Consider the following 22850-nt stretch of genomic DNA (forward strand, 5'->3'; position numbering starts at 1 on the left):
GCAGGAACGGTCACGGTGCCGGTGGTCTTGCCCGCTTCGATAGTGATGACAGCACCGTTCGACAAGGTCACGGTGACTGGCGAGCCAGCAGCGTTGGTCAGGGTGGCGGTGTAGATGATCGAACCGCCTTCAGCCACGGTGCCGGTCGCGCTGAGCGACAGGTTGGTGGTGTCGATGGTGTCGGTGACAGTCGTCGAAACCGGCGTCTTGTCGGCCACGAGGTTTTCGTAGTTGCCGCCGCTGACGTTGGTGATCGAGTTGGTCAGCGGTGCATGGCCGGTCAACACATCGTTCGGTGCCGTGGTGGTTACGGTGCCAGTGGTTTTGCCGACTTCAATGGTGATCGACTGACCGTTCGACAGGGTCACAGTCACTGGCGAGCCAGTCACCGGGGCACCAACGGTCGCGGTGTAGGTGACAGTGCCGCCTTCGGCCGCGGTTGCGGTCGCGGTCAGCTTCACGGTCGTGGTGTCGATGGTATCGGTCACGCTGGTGACAGCTGGTGTGTTGCTGGTCACCAGATTCTCGAAGTTGCCACCAGTCGCGTTGCTGATCGTTGCCTGAACAGTGCCAGCGTCCTTGTAGACGTCATCGGCTGGCGCAGGAACGGTCACGGTGCCGGTGGTCTTGCCCGCTTCGATAGTGACCACGGCGCCGTTGGACAGGGTCACGGTCACTGGCGAGCCCGCGGCACTGGTCAGCGTCGCGGTGTAGACAATCGAACCGCCTTCAGCGACCGACGGGGTAGCGCTGAGCGACAGATTGGTAGTGTCGACGGTATCGGTGACGTTGGTCGAAACCGGTGTCTTGTCGGCTACAAGGTTCTCGTAGTTGCCACCGGTCACGTTGGTGATCGAATTGGTCAGCGGCGCGTGGCCAGTCAGTGCGTCGTTTGGCGCAGTGGTGGTCGTGGTGCCGGAGGTCTGGCCGACGCCGATGGTGATGGTCTGACCGTTGGCCAGCGTCACCACAACTGGCGAGCCGGTAACCGGCGCGCCTACGGTAGCGGTGTAAACAACGTTGCCGCCTTCAGCCGCTGTGGCGGTGGCCGTCAGCTTCACGGTGGTGGTGTCGATGGTGTCGGTGACACTGGTCACGGCTGGCGTTGTGTTCGGCACCAGGTTTTCGAAATTGCCACCGGTAGCGGTGCTGATCGTTGCCTGCACGGTGCCGGCATCTTTGTAGACGTCGTCCGCTGGCGCCGGAACGGTCACTGTACCAGTGGTTTTGCCCGCTTCAATGGTGATCACGGCGCCATTCGACAGCGTTACAGTCACTGGCGAACCAGCGGCGTTGGTCAAGGTTGCGGTGTAAACAATCGAGCCACCTTCGGCCACGGTTCCGGTCGCGCTCAGCGACAGATTGGTAGTGTCGACGGTATCGGTGACGTTGGTCGAAACCGGTGTCTTGTCGGCCACGAGGTTCTCGTAGTTGCCACCGGTCACGTTGGTGATCGAGTTGGTCAGCGGCGCATGACCGGTCAGTGCGTCGTTGGGTGCAGTGGCGGTCGCGGTGCCGGTGGTCTGGCCGACGCCGATGGTGATGGTCTGACCGTTGGCCAGGGTCACGACAACCGGCGAACCGGTTACGGCTGCACCGACAGTGGCGGTGTAGGTGACGGTGCCGCCTTCAGCCGCCGATTCGGTGGCGGTCAGTTTGACCGTGGTGGTGTCGATGGTATCAGTGACGTTGGTCACGGCTGGAACGGTGCTCGGTACCAGATTCTCGAAGTTGCCACCGGTTGCGTTCGAAATGGTTGCTTCGACTTTGCCTGCATCTTTGTAGACGTCATCCGCTGGTGCTGCGACGGTGACGGTGCCGGTGGTTTTACCCGCTTCGATGGTGATCACGGCGCCGTTGGACAGGGTCACGGTCACTGGCGAGCCAGCGGCGTTGGTCAGCGTGGCGGTGTAGATGATCGAGCCACCTTCAGCGACCGATGGGGTAGCGCTGAGCGACAGATTGGTGGTGTCGACGGTGTCGGTCACAGTCGTGTTGACCGGGGTTTTGTCGGCCACGAGGTTTTCGTAGTTGCCGCCAGTTACGCCAGTAATGGCGTTGGTCAGCGGCGCATGACCGGTCAGTGCGTCGTTTGGCGCATTGGTGGTCACAGTGCCGGTGGTCTTGCCAACTTCGATGGTGATGTTTTGACCGTTGGCCAGCGTCACGACGACAGGCGAACCGGTAACTGGCGCGCCAACGGTGGCGGTGTAAGTAACGGTGCCACCCTCAGCTGCCGATTCGGTAGCCGTCAGTTTGACGGTAGTGGTATCGATGGTATCAGTGACGTTGGTCACGGCCGGTACGGTGCTCGGTACCAGATTCTCGAAGTTGCCACCGGTTGCGGTCGAAATGGTCGCTTCAACCTTGCCTGCGTCTTTGTAAACGTCATCAGCCGGAGCTGGGACGGTGACGGTGCCGGTGGTTTTACCCGCTTCGATGGTGATCACGGCGCCGTTGGACAGAGTCACGGTCACTGGCGAACCAGCGGCGTTGGTCAGCGTAGCGGTGTAGATGATCGAGCCACCTTCAGCGACCGACGGGGTAGCGCTGAGCGACAGATTGGTGGTGTCGACTGTGTCGGTCACGGTGGTGCTGACCGGAGTCTTGTCGGCAACGAGGTTCTCGTAATTACCGCCAGTCACACCGGTAATCGAGTTGGTAAGCGGCGCATGACCGGTCAACGCATCGTTCGGGGCGGTGGTGGTCACGGTGCCGGTGGTTTTACCCACTTCGATGGTGATCTGCTGACCATTGGACAGCGTTACGACCACAGGCGAGCCAGTCACAGGGGCGCCCACAGTGGCGGTGTAGGTAACAGTACCGCCTTCAGCCACGGACGTATCGGCAGTCAGTTTGACCGTCGAGGTATCGATGGTGTCGGTCACTTCGGTCACGGCCGGCGTCGTGCTCGGCACCAGGTTTTCGAAGTTGCCGCCAGTCGCGGTAGAAATGGTCGCCTCGACTTTGCCGGCGTCTTTGTAGACGTCATCAGCCGGGGCTGGAACGGTCACGGTGCCAGTGGTTTTACCGGCCTCGATGGTGATCACGGCGCCGTTCGACAGAGTCACGGTCACTGGCGAACCAGCGGCGTTAGTCAGGGTCGCAGTGTAAATAATCGAACCACCCTCAGCCACGGTGCCGGTCGCGCTCAGCGAAAGGTTGGTGGTGTCGACGGTGTCGGTGACGTTGGTCGATACCGGAGTTTTGTCGGCGACCAGATTTTCATAGTTGCCACCGCTGACTTCGGTAATCGCATTGGTGATCGGCGCGTGGCCGGTCAATGCATCGTTCGGTGCAGTGAAGGTCACGGTACCGGTGGTTTTGCCCACTTCGATGGTGATGTTCTGACCATTGGCCAGGGTCACGACGACAGGCGAACCCGTCACTGGCGCGCCAACAGTGGCGGTGTAAGTAACGGTGCCACCTTCAGCCGCCGACTCGGTCGCGGTCAGTTTGACGGTGGTGGTGTCGATGGTATCGGTAACGTTGGTAACCGCCGGTACGGTGCTCGGCACCAGGTTTTCGAAGTTGCCGCCAGTCGCGTCCTTGATGGTCACTTCGACTTTGCCGGCATCTTTGTAGACGTCATCGGCAGGCGCGGCGACGGTCACGGTGCCTGTAGTTTTGCCGGCCTCGATGGTGATCACCGAGCCGTTGCTCAGGGTCACGGTCACTGGCGTGCCGGCCGGATTGGTCAGGGTCGCGGTGTAGGTGATCTGGCCACCTTCGGCCACGGTACCGGTTGCAGACAGCGACAGGTTGGTAGTGTCGACGGTGTCGGTCACGGTGGTGCTGACCGGAGTCTTGTCGGCGACCAGATTTTCGTAGTTACCGCCGCTGACGTCGGTGATCGAGTTGCTCAGCGGCGTGTGGCCGTTCAATGCATCGTTCGGTGCAATGGTGGTCACGGTGCCGGTGGTTTTGCCGACTTCAATGGTGATGTTTTGACCGTTAGCCAGCGTTACCACGACAGGCGAACCAGTCACCGGCGCGCCAACAGTCGCGGTGTAAGTAACGGTGCCACCTTCAGCCGCCGACTCGGTCGCGGTCAGTTTGACGGTGGTGGTGTCGATGGTATCGGTAACGTTGGTGACGGCCGGAACGGTGCTCGGCACCAGGTTCTCGAAGTTGCCACCAGTCGCGTCCTTGATGGTCACTTCGACTTTACCGGCGTCCTTGTAGACGTCATCGGCAGGCGCTGCAACGGTCACGGTGCCAGTGGTTTTGCCAGCCTCAATGGTAATCACTGCGCCGTTGGACAGAGTCACCGTCACCGGGGTGCCGGCCGGGTTGGTCAGCGTCGCGGTGTAAACGATTGAACCGCCTTCAGCCACCGAGTCGGTCGCGGTCAGGTTCAGGTTGGTGGTGTCGGTGGTGTCCGACACTGCGGTGTCAGCCGACTTGCCGTCGGTCACCAGTTTTTCGTAGTTGCCGCCAGTCGCGCCGTCGATGGTCACACTCAACGAGCTGCCGCCCGCCAACGGGCTGTTCGGCGCAACAAAGTTCACGGTGCCGGTGGTTTCACCGACAGCGATGGTGATGGTCTGGCCATTGGACAGGGTTACGACGACCGGCGAGCCAGTCACTGGCGCGGTCACGGTCGCGGTGTAGACCACTGTTTCGCCTTCGGCGACGTTTGCGGTGGCAGTCAGCGACACGGTGGAGGTGTCGATGGTGTCGTTGACGGTGGTGACCGCCGGAGTCGTGCTGGTGACGAGGTTTTCGAAGTCGCCACCGGTTGCGCCCTTGATGGTCGCTTCAACGGTGCCAGCGTCTTTGTAGACGTCATCTTTCGGTGCGTCGACGGTCACGGTGCCGGTGGTTTTACCGGCCTCGATGGTGATCACCGAGCCATTGCTCAGGGTCACGGTGACGGGCGAGCCTGCTGCGTTGGTCAGTGTGGCGGTGTAGGTGATCTGGCCGCCTTCGTTGACCGAACCGGTCGCAGTCAGCGAAAGGTTGGTGGTGTCAGTGGTGTCGGTGACGGTGGTGCTGACCGGGGTTTTGTCTGCGACCAGGTTTTCGTAGTTGCCGCCGGAAACGTCGGTGATCGAGTTGGTCAGCGGCGCGTGGCCGGTCAACGCGTCATTTGGCGCGGTGGTGGTGACGGTGCCGGTGGTTTTGCCGACTTCGATGGTGATGTTCTGACCGTTGGCCAAAGTCACCACGACCGGCGAACCGGTGACTGGCGCGCCGACAGTGGCGGTGTAAGTGACGGTGCCACCCTCGGCAGCCGACTCGGTGGCCGTCAGTTTGACGGTCGAAGTGTCGATGGTGTCAGTGACATCGGTCACCGCGGGCGTGGTGCTCGGAACGAGATTCTCGAAGTTGCCACCCGTTGCATCCTTGATGGTCACTTCGACCTTGCCGGCGTCTTTGTAGACGTCATCGGCTGGCGCAGCGACGGTTACGGTGCCAGTGGTTTTGCCCGCTTCGATGGTGATGACTGAGCCGTTCGACAGGGTCACGGTTACCGGTGTGCCGGCCGGGTTGCTCAGCGTTGCGGTGTAAACGATCGAACCGCCTTCAGCCACGGTGCCGGTCGCGGTCAGCGACAGATTGGTGGTGTCGACAGTGTCGGTCACAGTGGTGCTGACCGGCGTCTTGTCGGCGACCAGGTTCTCGTAATTACCGCCGCTCACATCAGTGATCGCGTTGCTCAGCGGCGTGTGGCCGTTGAGCGCATCGTTCGGCGCGGTGGTGGTCACGGTGCCGGTGGTTTTGCCGACTTCAATGGTGATCTGCTGACCGTTGGCCAGGGTCACGACCACAGGCGAGCCGGTCACCGCAGCGCCAACAGTGGCGGTGTAAGTAACGGTGCCACCTTCAGCTGCCGTTTCGGTCGCGGTCAGTTTGACCGTGATGGTGTCGACGGTATCGGTGACCTCGGTGACGGCCGGAACGGTGCTTGGCACCAGGTTCTCGAAATTGCCGCCCGTGGCAGTCGAAATGGTTGCTTCGACTTTGCCAGCGTCTTTGTAGACGTCATCAGCCGGGGCTGCGACGGTCACGGTGCCAGTGGTTTTGCCAGCCTCGATGGTGATCACAGCGCCGTTCGACAAGGTCACGGTGACTGGCGAGCCAGCGGCGTTGGTCAGTGTCGCGGTATAGGTGATCGAACCGCCCTCGGCGACCGAATTGGTGGCGCTGAGCGACAGGTTGGTGGTGTCGACGGTGTCGGTGACGCTGGTCGAGACCGGCGTCTTGTCGGCCACCAGGTTTTCGTAGTTACCGCCGCTGACGTTGGTGATCGAGTTACCCAGTGAGGCCTGACCAGTCAGCGCGTCGTTTGGCGCGGTGAAGGTCACGGTGCCAGTGGTTTTGCCGACTTCGATGGTGATGCTCTGGCCGTTGGTCAGGGTCACAACGACAGGTGAACCGGTGACCGGTGCGCCAACTGTGGCGGTGTAAGTAACGGTGCCACCTTCAGCCACGGTGGTGTCTGCGGTCAGTTTGACGGTCGAGGTATCGATGGTGTCAGTGACTTCAGTCACCGCGGGCGTGGTGCTCGGAACGAAGTTCTCGAAGTTGCCGCCGGTAGCGTCCTTGATGGTGACTTCAACTTTGCCGGCGTCTTTGTAGACGTCATCGGCAGGGGCTGCAACGGTCACGGTGCCGGTGGTTTTACCAGCCTCGATGGTGATCACGGCACCGTTCGAGAGGGTCACGGTGACCGGCGTGCCAGCCGGATTGGTCAGCGTCGCGGTGTAGACAATCGAACCGCCCTCAGCCACAGACCCGGTCGCGGTCAGCGACAGGTTGGTGGTATCGACGGTGTCGGTCACCGAGGTCATGGCCGGCGTTTTGTCGGCCACGAGATTTTCGTAGTTGCCACCGCTGGCGCCGTCGATCTTCACGGTCAGCGTGTTGCCGCCGGCCAGTGCATCGTTCGGTGCGGTGAAGTTGACGCTGCCACTGCTGGCGCCGACCGGGATGGTGATGGTCTGGCCGTTGGACAGGGTCACGACGACTGGCGAACCGGTGACCGGCGCGGTGACGGAAGCGGTGTAAACCACCACGCCGCCTTCCACGGTGCTGGCGGTGGCGGTCAGCGAAACAGTGCTGTTGTCGATGGTGTCGGTAACGTCGGTAACGGCCGGAGTCTTGTCGACCACCAGATTCTCGAAGTTGCCACCTGTGGTCTTGGTGATGCTGGCGTCGACTCTGCCGGCGTCCTTGTACACGTCATCGCCAGGTGCGGCGACGGTCGCGGTGCCGCTGCTCGCGCCCTTGGCGATGTTGATCACCGCGCCGTTGCTCAGGGTCACGGTCATGGCCGAGCCGGCCGGATTGGTCAACGTCGCGGTGTAAACGATCGAACCACCCTCGGCGACCGAGCCGGTGGCGCTGAGGCTGATGTTGGTGGTGTCGACGGTATCGGTGACTTTGGTGACGACGGCCGAACGGTCGGCATCGACTTGTTCGAAGTTGCCGCCGCTGTGGCTGGCAATCGCGGTCTGTACCTTGCCGCCGTCGATGTACGGAGTATTCGCAGGCGCGGCGAAATTCACCGAGCCGCTGGTGGCGCCGGCGGCGATGTTGATCACTGCTCCGTTGGCCAGAGTCACGGTCATGGCGGTGCCGGCCGGGTTGCTCAGGGTCGCGGTGTAGGTGATCTGGCCACCTTCGCTGACGGTGTCGCTGGCGCTCAGGGTCAGCGTGGTCTTGTCGATGGTGTCATTGACGGTGGTGCTGACCGGGGTCTTGCTGACATCGAGTTTTTCGAAGTTGCCGCCGCTGGCATCGGTCATGGTCACGGTGAGCTTGCTGACGTCTTTATAGACGTCATCGCTTGGCGCAGCGATGGTCACCGAACCGCTGGTCTTGCCGGCCTCGATGGTGATGGTCTGGCCGTTGCTCAGGTTGACGGTCACCGGCGTTTGCGCGGCGTTGGTCAGGGTCGCGGTGTAGGTGATCGAGGTGCCTTCGAGCACGTAGCTTTCGGCACTGAGGGTCAGGTGCGTGGTGTTGATGGTGTCGGCGACGTTGGTCACCGCTGGCGTCGGGTTGGCCACCAGGTTTTCGAAATTGCCGCCCGAGGTTTCCTTGATGGTCACTTCGAGCTTGCCAGCGTCTTTGTAGACGTCATCGGCCGGCGCCGGAACGGTCACGGTGCCGGTGGTTTTGCCGGCTTCGATGGTGATGGTTGAACCGTTGCTCAGGGTCACGGTTACCGGGGTGCCGGCCGGATTGGTCAGCGTCGCGGTGTAGACGATCTGCCCACCTTCGTTGACGTTGCCGGTGGCGGTCAGCGAAACGGTGGTGGTGTCGACGGTGTCGGTGACGGTGGTGCTGACCGGGGTTTTGTCGGCGACCAGATTTTCGTAGTTGCCGCCGCTGACGTTGGTGATCGAGTTGGTCAGCGGTTCATGGCCGGCCAGCACGTCGTTCGGCGCGGTGGTGGTGACGGTACCGGAAGTTTTGCCGACTTCGATGGTGATGCTCTGGCCGTTGGCCAGGGTCACCACGACTGGCGAACCGGTCACTGGCGCGCCAACAGTTGCGGTGTAGGTGACGGTGCCACCTTCAGCGGCAGTCTCGGTTGCGCTCAGTTTGACCGTCGAGGTGTCGATAGTGTCGGTGACTTCGGTGACGGCTGGAACGGTGCTCGGCACTAAGTTTTCGAAGTTGCCGCCAGTCGCGTCCTTGATCGTGACTTCGACCTTGCCGGCGTCTTTGTAGACGTCATCGGCAGGAGCTGCGACGGTCACGGTGCCGGTGGTTTTGCCGGCTTCGATGGTGATCACCGAACCGTTCGACAGAGTCACGGTTACCGGGGTGCCGGCCGGGTTGGTCAGCGTCGCGGTGTAAACAATCGAACCGCCTTCAGCCACGGTACCTGTTGCGCTGAGCGTCAGGTTGGTGGTGTCAGTGGTGTCGGTGACGGTGGTGCTGACCGGGGTTTTGTCTGCGACCAGGTTTTCGTAGTTGCCGCCGGAAACGTCGGTGATCGAGTTGCTCAGCGGCGCATGGCCGTTCAGCGCATCGTTCGGTGCGGTGGTGGTCACGGTGCCAGTGGTTTTACCCACTTCGATGGTGATGTTCTGGCCGTTGGCCAGGATCACGATAACTGGAGAACCGGTAACCGGTGCACCGACGGTGGCGGTGTAGGTGACGGTGCCACCCTCGGCAGCCGACTCGGTGGCCGTCAGTTTGACGGTGGTGGTGTCGACGGTGTCGGTGACGTCGGTCACCGCTGGGGTAGTACTCGGAACGAGGTTCTCGAAGTTGCCGCCCGTTGCGTCCTTGATGGTCACTTCGACTTTGCCGGCGTCTTTGTAGACATCGTCGGCAGGGGCCGCGACGGTTACGGTGCCGGTGGTTTTACCGGCTTCAATGGTGATCACCGAACCGTTCGACAGGGTCACGGTAACAGGCGAGCCTGCGGCGTTGGTCAGGGTCGCGGTGTAGGTAATCTGGCCGCCTTCAGCCACGGTGCCGGTCGCACTCAGTGTCAGGTCGGTGGTGTCGGTAGTGTCAGTGACGGTAGTGCTGACCGGGGTTTTGTCGGCGACGAGGTCTTCGTAATTGCCGCCGCTCACGCCCGTGATCGCGTTGGTGATCGGTGCATGGCCGGTCAACGCATCATTCGGTGCAGTAGTGGTCACGGTGCCAGTGGTTTTGCCGACTTCGATGGTGATGTTCTGGCCGTTGGCCAAAGTCACGATCACTGGCGAACCGGTCACTGGTGCGCCAACAGTGGCGGTGTAGGTGACGGTGCCACCTTCAGCCGCCGTTTCGGTCGCGGTCAGTTTGACGGTGGTGGTGTCGACGGTATCGGTGACTTCGGTGACGGCCGGAACGGTGCTCGGCACCAGGTTCTCGAAGTTGCCGCCGGTGGCGTCCTTGATGGTCACTTCGACTTTGCCAGCGTCTTTGTAGACGTCATCGGCAGGGGCGGCGACGGTCACGTTGCCAGTGGTTTTGCCCGCTTCGATGGTGATGACTGCACCGTTCGAAAGGGTCACGGTCACCGGGGTGCCAGCCGGATTGGTCAGCGTCGCGGTGTAAACAATCGAACCGCCCTCAGCCACGGAACCGGTCGCGCTCAGCGACAGATTGGTGGTGTCGGCAACGTCAGTCACGGTGGTCGAGACCGGGGTTTTGTCCGCTACGAGGTCTTCGTAGTTACCGCCAGAAACGCCGGTGATCGAGTTGGTCAGCGGTGCATTGCCGGCCAGCGCGTCGTTTGGTGCGGTGGTGGTCATAGTGCCGGTGGTTTTGCCGACTTCGATGGTGATGCTCTGGCCGTTGGCCAGGGTCACAACGACAGGTGAACCGGTGACCGGTGCGCCAACTGTGGCGGTGTAAGTAACGGTGCCACCTTCAGCCACGGTGGTGTCTGCGGTCAGTTTGACGGTCGAGGTATCGATGGTGTCAGTGACTTCAGTCACCGCGGGCGTGGTGCTCGGAACGAGGTTCTCGAAGTTGCCGCCGGTAGCGTCCTTGATGGTGACTTCAACTTTCCCGGCGTCTTTGTAGACGTCATCGGCAGGGGCTGCAACGGTCATGGTGCCGGTGGTTTTACCAGCCTCGATGGTGATCACGGCACCGTTCGAGAGGGTCACGGTGACTGGCGTGCCAGCCGGATTGGTCAGCGTCGCGGTGTAAACAATCGAGCCGCCCTCGGCCACGGAACCGGTGGCGGTCAACGAGAGGTTGGTGTCGTCGATCGAATCGGTCACGGTGGTGGTCGCTGGTGTCGTGTTCGGCACCAGGTTCTCGAAGTTGCCACCGGTTGCACCGGTAATGGTGGTGCTGACAGTGCCGCCATTGTTGTAGACGTCGTTCGGCGCGGTTGGCACGTTGACGCTGCCGCTGGTCTTGCCGGCTTCTATGGTGATGGTCGAGCCGTTCGACAGGGTAATGGTCACCGGCGTTTGCGCGGCGTTGGTCAGGGTCGCGGTGTAGGTGATCTGGCCGCCTTCGACCACGGTGCCGGTGGCGGTGAGGCTCACGCTGGTGGTGTCGACCGAGTCGGTCACGGTGGTGGTCGCTGGCGTCGTGTTCGGCACCAGGTTCTCGAAGTTGCCACCGGTTGCGCCGGTAATCGTGGTGCTGACGGTGCCGCCATTGTTGTAGACGTCATTCGGCGCGGTCGGCACGTTGACGGTGCCAGTGGTCTGGCCGGCCTCGATGGTGATGATCGAGCCGTTCGACAAGGTGACGGTGACCGGGGTCTGCGCCGGGTTGGTCAGGGTCGCGGTGTAGGTGATCTGGCCGCCTTCGACAACGCTGCCGGTAGCGGTCAGGGTCAGGCCGGTGTTGTCGATCGAGTCGGTGATGGTGGTCACCGCCGGCGTCGGGTTTGGCACCAGGTTTTCGAAGTTGCCACCGGTGGCACCGGTAATCGTCGTGGTGACGGTGCTGCCGTTGTTATAAACGTCGTTGGCCGGGGTCGGCACATTGACGGTGCCCGTGGTCTGGCCCGCGCCGATGGTGATGGTCGAGCCGTTCGACAGGGTGACGGTCACCGGCGTCTGCGCCGGGTTGGTCAGGGTCGCGGTGTAGGTGATCTGCCCGCCTTCGGTGACACTCGGCCCGGCCGTCAGGGTGACGGTGGTGGTGTCGATGGTGTCGGTGACCTGGGTCGTGGCCGGGGTGGTCGGCGGGGTCACGGTGATGCCGTTGCCGCCGCTGGTGCCGGTGACCGTCACGTCGATTTGCGATGGATCGTTATAAACCGTGTCGTTCGGTGCCAATGGCACGTTGACGGTGCCCGTGGTGGAGCCGGCCGGGATCACAATCACCGCACCGTTGGACAGGGTGATGGTCAGGTCGGTCAACGGCGCCTGAGTCAGGGTCGCGGTGTACACCAGCACGCCGCCGGCTTCGGTGATGGACGGCGTGGCGCTGAGGCTCAGGGTCGACTCACGCAGGGCGTTGGTGGTGGTGTCGGTGGTCTGGCCGCCGGTGATGTTCTGCGCGGCTTGCGCGCCAGAGTTGATCCCCGCTGTCGGGAAGCCAATGGTCGGGTCGACGCGGCCAGCGGTAGCGTCGAGCATTACGAAGCTGTGGCCACCACCGGCGGCGCCGCCAGTGCCTGCCGCGCTCGGGCCGGCAGCGGTGGCATCCAGGGCGGTGGTCGGGTCGACGCCCGCGGCAATGGCTTGCTGCAGTTCAGCTACCGACGGCGCAGCCTGCGCGGTGGCTTCGGCCAGGTCAGTGCTGGAGTCGGGCGCGGTGGCGCTCCATTGAGTCTCACGGCCCAGATCGAGGGTGCGGCCATCAGCCAGTTCAAGCGACACGGCGCCGGAGAGACCGGTGTCAATCTGATCGCCGACAAACAGTCGGTCGCCTTCAACGAGAACGCGACGCACGCCCTCTGGGGACACCACGAATACCTGACCAACAATGCTTTTGACGATGGCAACAACACTGCTCATTGAAGACTCTCCGGGGTGTCACGTTCAGTTGACTTCCATAGCCTGACGGCGTCTGCGCCGATTCAGTCTGGACGTACTTTAAAAATTTGCGAAACAAGTTTGACGCGCTTTTTCGTCAATAATTTGGCTAGATTCTTTCGCTATTAACTTTATGCCAAACTATTGACCTTCTGGGTGCCATCCTAAACAATCGCCCCACTAATGTCACATTGATATTTCCGCGGCGACCTGTCCTACAACGTGTGATCCAGTTCCTGTTTTGAACTTTCCGACATACGGTCATTCCGGTTGCCAATCATCCGACGCAGCAGCACGTTTCGCTGTGATTCAAGACAAGTAGTTCTGGGAAATCTTTACCATGCGTTCGCACCTGTTCAAGGCTCTACCCTTCGCTCTCGCCGCCTCATTCGTACAAGCACAATCCTTACCAGAAGCCATGCAACAGGCGCTGGATGTCCATCCGGAAATCCAGGCAGGGGTCAACAGTCGTTTGGCCGCGGATTATCAGTTAAAGGCGGCGAAAGGGGGATACCTGCCCAAGGTCGATCTGCTCGGCGGTTATGGCCGTGAAGGCACCGACAGCGTAACCACCCGCGCCAACGGTGGCGGCAATCACTGGGAAACCCTGAACCGCAGCGAGTCAAGTTTACGTCTCTCGCAAATGGTCTTTGACGGTTTTGCGACGTCGAGCGAAGTCGGCCGTCAACAAGCCACCGTCAACTCCCGCGCGTACTCATTGCTCGGCACTTCCGAGCGCACCGGTCTGACTGTCGCCCAGGTTTACCTGGACGTGCTGACCCGTCGCGAATTCGTGCGTCTGGCTGAAGAAAACCTCAAGAGCCACCAGCGCATCTACGATCAGATCCAGCTGCGCACCCAGCGCGGTGTCGGCAGCGGCGCCGACCTCGATCAGGCCGAGGCGCGGATGGCTCAGGCCCGCAACAACCTGATCACCGAGCAAACCAACCTTGCCGACTCGGAAACCAACTTCCTCAGCGCCGTTGGCCAGATGCCCGATCAACTGGAGCGTCCGGCGCCGTTCATGGCGATGATGCCGGCCAATCTCAACGAAGCGCGCCAGCAGATGCTGGAAAACAGCCCGATCCTGCGTTCGGCCGAGTCCGACATCGCTGCTGCCGAGAAGCAGTACGAAACCGCGAAGTCGACGTTCTACCCGCGCTTCGATGCCGAGCTGGGCCGCACCGCCGACAACGATCTCGATGGCCAGAACGGTCACAACAACGAGTGGCAAGCCATGCTGCGCATGCGCTTCAATCTCTACTCCGGTGGCAGCAACAAGGCGGATCTTGAGTCCAAGTCGTACCTGTCGAACCAGGCGCTGGACATCCGCAACAACGCCTTGCGTCAGTTGAACGAAGAACTGGGTCTGGCGTGGAACGCCCTGAACAACGCCAATGCCCAGGTGCCGATCGCCCAGCAATATGTCGATCACAGCACTGCGGTGCGTACCGCTTACCAGCGTCAGTTCAGTCTCGGCGAGCGTACCTTGCTCGATTTGCTCGACAGCGAAAACGAGTTGTTCACCGCTTCGCGGCGTCTGGCTGAAATCAAAAACATTCAGTTATTTACTCAGTACCGAATCAAGGCGACCATGGGCGAATTGCTCAAGAGCCAGGGAGTGGTCGCACCGTTGGCATCCGTTGTGCAGAACGACGTGAAGCCCAAGGTCCAGCTACCCGGGATGAACTGAGTTGTCCCTTTTCAACTGTTAAAGAGTGTCGAGCGTGGAATCAGAAGTCAGTCGAGTTCATCTCAGTCATGATCCACGCGCGTTGCACGACGATCCGTTACTGGATGGTCTGCTCGCCCTTTGCATGCTGCACCAGAAGCCCGCCAGCGCGGCGATGCTGACCACCGGCCTGCCGCTGCCCAAACAACGTCTGAGCGTCGAGTTGCTGCCCCGCGCGGCGGCTCGCGCAGGCCTGCAAGGTCGGGTGTTGCAACGCAAGCTGGAAGAGATTCCGGCGATTGCGATGCCGGCGTTGCTGCTGCTCAAGGATGGCCGCAGTGCCGTGCTGTTGGGCTGGCAGGGCGAGAGCGAAGCGCGGGTGCTGCTCAGCGAAAGCGATGGCGGCGAGTCGCTGGTCAGCCGGGAACTGCTCGCTGACGATTACACCGGCAAAGTCTTCTTCGCCCAGCCGCAACACAAATTCGACGTCAACCACGGCACGCTGATTCCGCGTGCGCGCTCGTGGTTCCGCGACACCCTCAAGCGCTCGCGCTGGCTGTATGCCGATGCGATCGCCGCGAGTTTCCTGATCAACATCATCGCCATGGCCGCGCCGCTGTTCGTGATGAACGTCTACGACCGCGTGGTGCCGAACCAGGCTGAAGCGACCCTGTGGGTGCTGGCGCTGGGCATCACCGGTGCTTATCTGTTCGACCTCATCCTCAAGAGTCTGCGCAGCCTGTGCCTGGATCTGGCCGGGAAGAAAACCGACCTGATTATTTCGGCGACACTGTTCGAACGCATCGTTGGCATGGCGATGAAATACCGCCCGGCACGGGTCGGCAGTTTCGCGCAGAACATCCACGAGTTTCAGAGCCTGCGCGACTTCCTCGCGTCGCTGACCCTGACCAGTCTGATCGACTTGCCGTTCACCATTTTGATCTTCATCGTCATCGCCATACTTGGCGGGCATCTGGTGTGGATTCCGGTGCTGGCGTTTCCGATTGCCCTGGCCATCGGTTATGCGTTGCAGAAGCCGCTGGTGGCAACCATGGAACGCACCATGGCGCTGGGCGCCGAGCGTCAGTCGAGCCTGATCGAAACCCTCGCCGGCCTCGACGCGGTCAAGGTCAACAACGCTGAAAGCGAACGCCAGTATCAGTGGGAACAGACCATCGGCACCCTCAGCCGCCTCGAACTGCGGGTGAAAATGCTCTCCGGTCTGGCGATGAACATCACCCTGCTGATCCAGCAACTGGCCGGGGTGATCATGATCGTCTTCGGTGTGTACCAGATCATCGACGGCCACCTGAGCATGGGCGGTCTGATTGCCTGCTACATGCTCAGCGGTCGCGCACTGAGTCCGCTGGCGTCGCTGTCCGGTCTGCTGACCCGCTATCAACAGGCGCGCGTGACCATGACCTCGGTCGACCAGATGATGGAGTTGCCACAGGAGCGCAATTTCGAGGAGCGCCCGCTGAGCCGCAAGGTTCTGCAAGGCGCCATCGAATGCCGCCAGCTCAACTTCACTTACCCGGAACAACAGAACCCGGCGCTGAAGAACATCAACCTGGTGATTCGTCCCGGCGAGAAGATCGGCATCATCGGCCGCAGCGGCTCGGGCAAGAGTTCGCTGGCCAAACTGCTGGTCGGCCTCTATCAGCCAGATGACGGTGCGTTGCTGGTCGACGGTGTGGATATCCGTCAGATCGACGTCAGCGAGCTGCGCTACAACATCGGCTACGTGCCGCAAGACATCCAGCTGCTGGCCGGCACCCTGCGCGACAACCTGGTGTCCGGCGCCCGTTACGTAGAAGACGAACTCGTCCTGCAAGCCGCCGAACTGGCCGGCGTTCACGAATTCGCCCGTCTGCACCCGCAAGGTTATGAGCTGCAAGTGGGTGAGCGCGGGCAGAACCTGTCCGGCGGCCAACGGCAGAACGTGGCACTGGCCCGGGCGCTGTTGCTCAATCCGCCGATCCTGTTGATGGACGAGCCGACCAGCGCCATGGACAACACCGGTGAAGAACGCCTCAAGCAACGGCTCGCCGCCGTCATCGAAAACAAGACCGTGGTGCTGGTGACGCACCGTGCCTCGCTGCTGTCGCTGGTGGATCGTCTGCTGGTGGTCGACCGCGGGCAGATTCTCGCCGATGGGCCGAAAGCCGCAGTGATGGAAGCGTTGAAGAAGGGGCAGATCAGTGTTGCTTAAGTCGGGTTTCAAGGATTCGATCCGTCGCTACTTCAAAGGCTCTGCTTCGTTGCAGGGGCAGCCGTTGCCAGAGGTCAACAAGGCGCTGATCGAAGACGCCCCGCGCGTCGTGCGCCTGACGATCTGGGCGATCATCGGCTTCTTCGTGTTCCTGCTGCTCTGGGCCAACTTCGCCGTGATCGACGAAGTGACCAAAGGCGACGGCAAGGCGATTCCGTCGTCGAAGATCCAGAAAATCCAGAACCTCGAAGGCGGGATCGTCTCCGAGCTGTACGTCAAGGAAGGCCAGATCGTCGAGGCTGGCGCACCGCTGATTCGTCTGGATGACACGCGATTTGCCTCCAATGTCGGCGAAACCGAGGCTGATCGCTTGTCGATGCTGCTGCGGGTCGAGCGTCTGAGCGCCGAGGTCGATGACCGTCCGCTGAATTTCCCCGAAGACGTGCTCAAAGCTGTGCCGGGTCAGGCCAAGAGCGAAGAATCGCTCTACATCAGCCGCCGTCAGCAGTTGCACGACGAAATTGGCGGCTTGCAGGAGCAGTTGATCCAGCGTCAGCAAGAGCTGCGCGAGTTCACTTCCAAGCAGGCGCAATACCGTCAGCAACTCGGCCTGCAACGTCAGGAAATCAATATGTCCGAGCCACTGGTGGCGCAGGGCGCGGTTTCCCCGGTGGAAGTGCTGCGGCTCAAGCGTGCCGAAGTGGAAACCCGTGGTCAGCTCGACGCCACCACACTGGCGATTCCTCGCGCCGAATCGGCGATCAAGGAAGTGCAACGCAAGATCGACGAAACCCGCGGCAAATTCCGCAGTGAAGCGCTGACTCAGCTCAACGAAGCCCGCACCGACCTGAACAAGGCCCAGGCCACCGGCAAGGCACTGGAAGACCGCGTTAGCCGTACGCTGGTGACATCGCCGGTGCGCGGCATCGTCAACAAGTTGCTGGTCAATACCATCGGCGGCGTGATCCAGCCGGGCAGCGACATGGTCGAAATCGTCCCGCTGGACGACACGCTGCTGGTCGAGGCGAAGATTCGCCCGCAAGACATTGCCTTCCTCCATCCGGGACAGGAAGCGATCGTGAAATTCACTGCCTACGACTACACCATTTACGGCGGGCTCAAAGCCCAGCTGGAGCAGATCGGCGCCGACACCATCACCGATGAAGACAAGAAAACCACCTACTACGTGATCAAGGTGCGCACCGAGCGCAGCCACTTGGGCACCGATGAGAAGCCTCTGCTGATCATCCCGGGGATGGTCGCGTCGGTGGACATCATTACCGGCAAGAAATCGGTGTTGAGTTATTTGCTCAAACCGATCATTCGCGCCCGGGCTGAAGCACTGCACGAGCGCTAGATTTTCATTGGCCTTGCCGGCCTGGTCGCGAACAAGCCCGCTCCCACCGTGGATCTGTGTTGAACGCTTATTTTGTGTTCAGCGCGCACCCCTGTGGGAGCGGGCTTGCTCGCGAAGGCGTCAGTTCAGACACCGCGTACCTGTCAGTAAGTGACAAAAACCGTCACTCACCAAATCGTCCATTCCTCACCAACCGCCATATCGTTATTCGCTAACGGTATTTAATTTCCACTTCTTATATCTATAAAGTCACTCTTCTGCGTACCTGCCGACCAATCGGCGCGCCGCACGACCCGAACCAACACGCAATCCAGCGTGAGTTTCTGATCGACGAGCGCGCCTGTGAGCGCGCCGTGCGTGGGAGATTGAAAGATGTCCGCAGCCACTGCCACCCCAAGCGCCGCGACCGCCGCGCCGCAAACCTTCGATATTCGTCCGTTCAGCGGTGCTGTCGGCGCCGAAATCATCGGCCTCGACCTGACTCGTCCGGTCAACGATGAAGACTTCGCCCGCATTCACCGCGCGCACCTCGATCATCACGTCGTGGTGTTCCGTGACCAACGCATCTCCCCGCAACAGCAGATCGATTTCAGCCGCCGCTTCGGCGTGTTGCAGATCCACGTGCTCAAGCAGTTCCTGCTGGCCAATCACCCGGAAATTCTCATCGTTTCCAACATCGTCGAAAACGGCCAGAACATCGGCCTCGGCGATGCCGGCAAGTTTTGGCACTCGGACCTTTCCTATAGAGAGCTGCCGAGCCTCGGCTCGATGCTGCACGCTCAAGAGCTGCCGTCCGAAGGCGGCGACACCCTGTTCGCCGACATGCACAAAGCCTGGGACAGCCTGCCCGACGCGCTGCGCAATGCCGTCGAAGGCCGCTCGGCTGCGCATTCCTACACTGCGCGCTACAGCGAAACCAAATTCGAAGGCAACTGGCGCCCGACCCTGACCCCGGAGCAATTGGCTCAGGTCGCCGAGGTCGTGCACCCGGTGGTCCGCACCCATCCGGAAAACGGCCGCAAGGCGTTGTTCGTCAGTGAAGGCTTCACCACCCGCATCGTCGGCCTGCCGGAAGACGAGAGCCAACAACTGCTCGCCGAGCTCTACGCCCACAGCGTGTTGCCGCAGAACATCTATCGCCATCAATGGCAGCCCCACGACATGGTGTTCTGGGACAACCGTTCGCTGATCCACCTCGCCGCCGGCTGCCCTGCGCACCTGCGCCGCAAGCTGTATCGCACGACCATTCAGGGCGACGCGCCTTTTTGATTTGCCGGAGATCCGATCATGTCCAAACGTCTTCCATTCGCGCCGCTGGCAGCGGCCATCGGCCTCGGTTTCAGCCTGATCGCCGGCAGCCTGGTGGCGCCGACCGTGGCTCACGCCGAAGGTGAAATCCGTATCGCCGAACAGTTCGGCATTGTTTATTTATTGCTCAACGTGGTGCGTGATCAGGAATTGATCGAGAAGTACGGCAAGCAGGAAGGCCTCGACATCAAGGTCGACTGGACGCAATTGTCGGGCGGCGCGGCGGTCAACGACGCGCTGTTGTCCGGCTCCATCGACATTGCCGGCGCTGGCGTCGGGCCGTTGCTGACTATCTGGGATCGCACCCACGGCAAGCAGAACGTCAAAGCCGTGGCCTCGCTGGGCAACTTCCCTTACTACCTGGTGAGCAACAATCCCAAGGTCAAAACCATCGCCGACTTCACCGAGAAGGACCGCATCGCGGTGCCGGCGGTGGGCGTTTCCGTGCAGTCGCGCTTCCTGCAATACGCGGCGGCCAAACAGTGGGGCGACAAGGAATTCAATCGCCTCGACAAGTACACCATCGCCGTTCCGCACCCGGACGCCACCGCTGCGTTGATTGCCGGCGGCACCGAGCTGACCGGGCATTTCTCCAACCCGCCGTTCCAGGATCAGGCGCTGGAAAATCCGAACGTGCACGTGGTGCTCAACTCCTATGACGTGCTCGGCCCGAACTCGCCGACCGTGCTGTTCGCCACCGAGAAATTCCGCAACGACAACCCGAAAACCTACAAAGCGTTCGTCGAAGCCCTGACCGAAGCCGCGCAATTTGCGCAGAACGATAAAGGCGCGGCGGCGGACACTTACATCCGCGTGACCAAGGCCAAGATCGACCGCGCCGCGTTGCTGAAAATCATCGACAACCCGCAGTTCGAATTCAGTGTCACGCCGAAAAACACTTATCCACTCGCCGAATTCCTCTACCGCGTCGGCGCGATCAAGAACAAGCCAGAGTCGTGGAAGGACTACTTCTTCCAGGACGCCAAACCGCTGCAAGGGAGCTGATCGACATGAACGCCCCTTTGCAAGGCCACGCGGCCAGCAACCTGGTCGCCAGCACGCAAGCGCTGCTGGCGGTCGACAACGTCAGCCTCGAGTACCGCACACCGCAACGTGTCGTGCGCGCCACGCACCAGGTCAGTTTCGAAGTCGATCAGCAGGATCGCTTCGTGCTGCTCGGCCCGTCCGGCTGCGGCAAATCGACGTTGCTCAAAGCCGTCGCCGGGTTCATTGAGCCATGCGAAGGCGAGATCCGCCTGCAAGGCCAGCGCGTCGATAGGCCGGGGCCGGACCGGATTGTGGTGTTTCAGGAGTTCGATCAACTGCCACCGTGGAAAACGGTGAAGCAGAACGTGATGTTCCCGCTGCTCGCCTCGCGCACCCTGAAGAAAAAAGATGCCGAAGAGCGTGCGCTGCATTACCTGGAAAAGGTCGGCCTGGCGGCGTTCGCCGATGCTTATCCGCACACCTTGTCCGGCGGCATGAAGGCGCGGGTGGCAATTGCCCGGGCGCTGGCCATGCAGCCGAAAATCCTCCTGATGGACGAGCCGTTTGCTGCGCTGGACGCCCTGACCCGACGCAAGATGCAGGAAGAGTTGTTGCTGCTCTGGGAGGAAGTGCGCTTCACCTTGTTGTTCGTCACGCACTCGATTGAAGAAGCGCTGGTGGTCGGTAATCGCATCCTGTTGCTGTCGCCGCATCCGGGGCGAGTGCGCGCCGAAGTGCATTGCCACCAATACGATCTGCAAAGCCTCGGCGGTGTGGCGTTTCAGGCGTCGGCGCGGCGCATTCATCGGCTGTTGTTCGACGAAGGGCAGTCGCCGGAAACCGAGCGTGACCACGATTTCAACGATATTCGCATCGCTTATTGAGCGGCCAGGAGGATTGCCCGATGAGCCATTCATCGTCAGCACGACAAGAATTCGAAACGGTTCTGCAGCCGTTGACCAGCGTACCGGTCGAGCGTGAACTGCCGCTCGGCCAACGGCTGTGGCAACAGGGTTGGCTGCGTAAAAGCCTGATCCTGATTTTGCTCGCGATCATTTGGGAAATCGTCGCCCGGGTGCAGAACAATGATTTGTTGCTGCCCAGTTTCGTGCAGACCAGTCAGGCGCTATACGACGGCCTGCTCAGTGGCGAGTTGCTGGGCAAGGTGTGGATATCGCTGGTCGTGCTGCTCAAGGGCTACCTGATCGGCATCGTCCTGGCTTTCGCCCTGACCACGTTGGCGGTTTCGACCCAATTCGGTCGGGACCTGCTGAGTACGCTGACCTCGATGTTCAACCCGTTGCCGGCGATTGCGCTGTTGCCGCTCGCATTGCTGTGGTTCGGTCTGGGTCAGAACAGCCTGATTTTCGTGCTGGTGCATTCGGTGTTGTGGGCGCTGGCGCTGAATACCTATGCGGGATTTCTCGGTGTGTCGGAAACCCTGCGCATGGCCGGGCGCAACTACGGGCTGAAGGGTATGCGGTTTGTGCTGTTCATCCTGATTCCGGCAGCGCTACCATCGATTCTCGCCGGATTGAAAATAGGCTGGGCCTTCGCCTGGCGCACGCTGATCGCCGCCGAACTGGTGTTCGGTGCCACCAGCGGCAAGGGTGGCCTGGGCTGGTACATCTTCCAGAACCGCAATGAGCTGTACACCGACAAGGTTTTTGCCGGTCTGGCGGTGGTGATCCTCATCGGTCTGCTGGTGGAGAACCTGGTGTTCGACACACTGGAGCGGGTGACGGTGAAGCGCTGGGGCATGCAGCGCTGATTTTCTGATCTGCTAGCATTGCGTGCGAATCAATTCAGATCGGCCACGAGTGCTCAGCATGCAACTCCCGGACATGAACCTGTTGGTTGCCCTCGACGCCTTGCTCGACGAGGGCAGCGTGGTCGGCGCTGCGCGGCGGATGAACCTCAGCCCGGCGGCGATGAGTCGTACGCTGACGCGTATCCGTGAAGCCATCGGCGATCCGATTCTGGTGCGCGCCGGACGTGGTTTGGTGCCCACGCCCAAGGCGCTGGAGTTGCGCGAACAAGTGCGCGATGTGGTCGAGCAGGCGGCCTTGCTGTTTCGCTCGGCCGACGAGGTGGATCTGGGCACGTTGCGTCGGCGTTTCAGTATTCGCGCCAATGATTTTTTCATCGGAGTCTACGGCGGCAAGCTGTTCGACACGCTGGATCAGATGGCGCCGCACTGCGAGTTGCGCTTCGTCCCCGAGGGCGATGGCGACGATGAAGCGTTGCGCGAAGGGCGTATCGATCTGAGCGTCAGCAACACCCGCCCGGTGACGCCGGAAGTAAAGGTGCAGAACCTGTTTTCGACCCACTTCGTCGGGCTGGTGCGTGAGGATCATCCGCTGCTCGACGGCGAAATCACCGCAGAGCGTTATGCCGGATTTTCCCACATCAGCATGTCGCGTCGGGGCATTGCCCGTGGCCCGATCGACACGGCGCTGAATGCCTTGGGCCTGGAGCGTCGGGTCGCGGTGATCGCGCCGAGTTTCCATGCGGCGATGTTCGCCTTGCCCGATTCCGATCTGATCCTGCCGGTGCCCAAGGAAGCCCTGCTGAGCGTGCGCCGTCTGGGCCTGAAACTGCGCTCGTTCAACCTGCCGATCCCGTTGCCGACCCTGATGCTGACCCAGGCCTGGCACCCGCGCTTCGACAAGGATCCGGCACACCGCTGGCTGCGTGAAACCCTGAAGACTTGCTGCGACGAAACCTGGCTGGCAGCACAGCCCTGAAGCTGCAACGAATCCCGGTGGGAGGGGGCTTGCTCCCGAAAGCGCCGCCTCAGACAACAGAGTGTTGAATGACACGACGCCTTCGGGAGCAAGCTCCCTCCCACAATGGAAAGAGTGGCTCCAGCACTTCCTTCCCTCGTATGGCCTCTGCATTGTTGCG

The 22850-nt window shown here is 61.4% G+C and carries 9 protein-coding genes; 8 read left to right on the forward strand and 1 reads right to left on the reverse strand.

Annotated elements, in window-relative coordinates:
• Positions 1-12389 (reverse strand): retention module-containing protein (locus F2P67_RS04465; RefSeq protein ID WP_166217838.1); only part of this gene is annotated, 12389 nt, incomplete at its 3' end.
• Between the two features lie 358 nt (positions 12390-12747).
• On the opposite strand from F2P67_RS04465, the gene F2P67_RS04470 reads away from it, so the two are divergent.
• The 8 genes from F2P67_RS04470 to F2P67_RS04505 all read left to right on the forward strand — a co-directional run bounded on the left by F2P67_RS04470 (position 12748) and on the right by F2P67_RS04505 (position 22690).
• Entirely contained in the window at positions 12748-14100 is a 1353-nt protein-coding gene (locus tag F2P67_RS04470) for a TolC family outer membrane protein (RefSeq protein ID WP_166217841.1), read from the forward strand.
• Between the two features lie 34 nt (positions 14101-14134).
• Complete coding sequence (locus tag F2P67_RS04475; RefSeq protein WP_166217844.1) at positions 14135-16291, forward strand: type I secretion system permease/ATPase; 2157 nt, start codon at positions 14135-14137, stop codon at positions 16289-16291.
• Positions 16281-17648: an HlyD family type I secretion periplasmic adaptor subunit gene (locus tag F2P67_RS04480; RefSeq protein ID WP_166217847.1), complete on the forward strand. Its 1368-nt coding sequence runs from the start codon at positions 16281-16283 to the stop codon at positions 17646-17648. Before F2P67_RS04475 ends, F2P67_RS04480 begins: the two co-directional genes overlap by 11 nt.
• Positions 17649-18020: 372 nt before the next feature.
• Positions 18021-18917 carry a TauD/TfdA dioxygenase family protein gene (locus F2P67_RS04485; RefSeq protein ID WP_166217850.1) on the forward strand — a complete coding sequence of 299 codons (897 nt, stop codon included), beginning with the start codon at positions 18021-18023 and terminating at the stop codon, positions 18915-18917.
• Between the two features lie 18 nt (positions 18918-18935).
• Positions 18936-19961, forward strand: a complete 1026-nt coding sequence (locus F2P67_RS04490; protein WP_166217853.1) for an ABC transporter substrate-binding protein — start codon at positions 18936-18938, stop codon at positions 19959-19961.
• 5 nt (positions 19962-19966) lie between these two features.
• Complete coding sequence (locus tag F2P67_RS04495) at positions 19967-20827, forward strand: ABC transporter ATP-binding protein (RefSeq protein WP_166217856.1); 861 nt, start codon at positions 19967-19969, stop codon at positions 20825-20827.
• A 20-nt stretch (positions 20828-20847) separates the two neighbouring features.
• Positions 20848-21714: an ABC transporter permease gene (locus F2P67_RS04500; RefSeq protein WP_166217859.1), complete on the forward strand. Its 867-nt coding sequence runs from the start codon at positions 20848-20850 to the stop codon at positions 21712-21714.
• Positions 21715-21772: 58 nt separating this feature from the next.
• The gene (locus F2P67_RS04505) at positions 21773-22690 is read left to right on the forward strand and encodes a LysR family transcriptional regulator (protein ID WP_166217862.1); all 918 of its coding nucleotides are present in this window, start codon (positions 21773-21775) and stop codon (positions 22688-22690) included.
• Positions 22691-22850 lie beyond the last annotated feature (160 nt).

This window comes from Pseudomonas atagonensis (assembly GCF_011369485.1).
In the GTDB taxonomy this organism is placed as follows: Bacteria; Pseudomonadota; Gammaproteobacteria; order Pseudomonadales; family Pseudomonadaceae; genus Aquipseudomonas; species Aquipseudomonas atagonensis.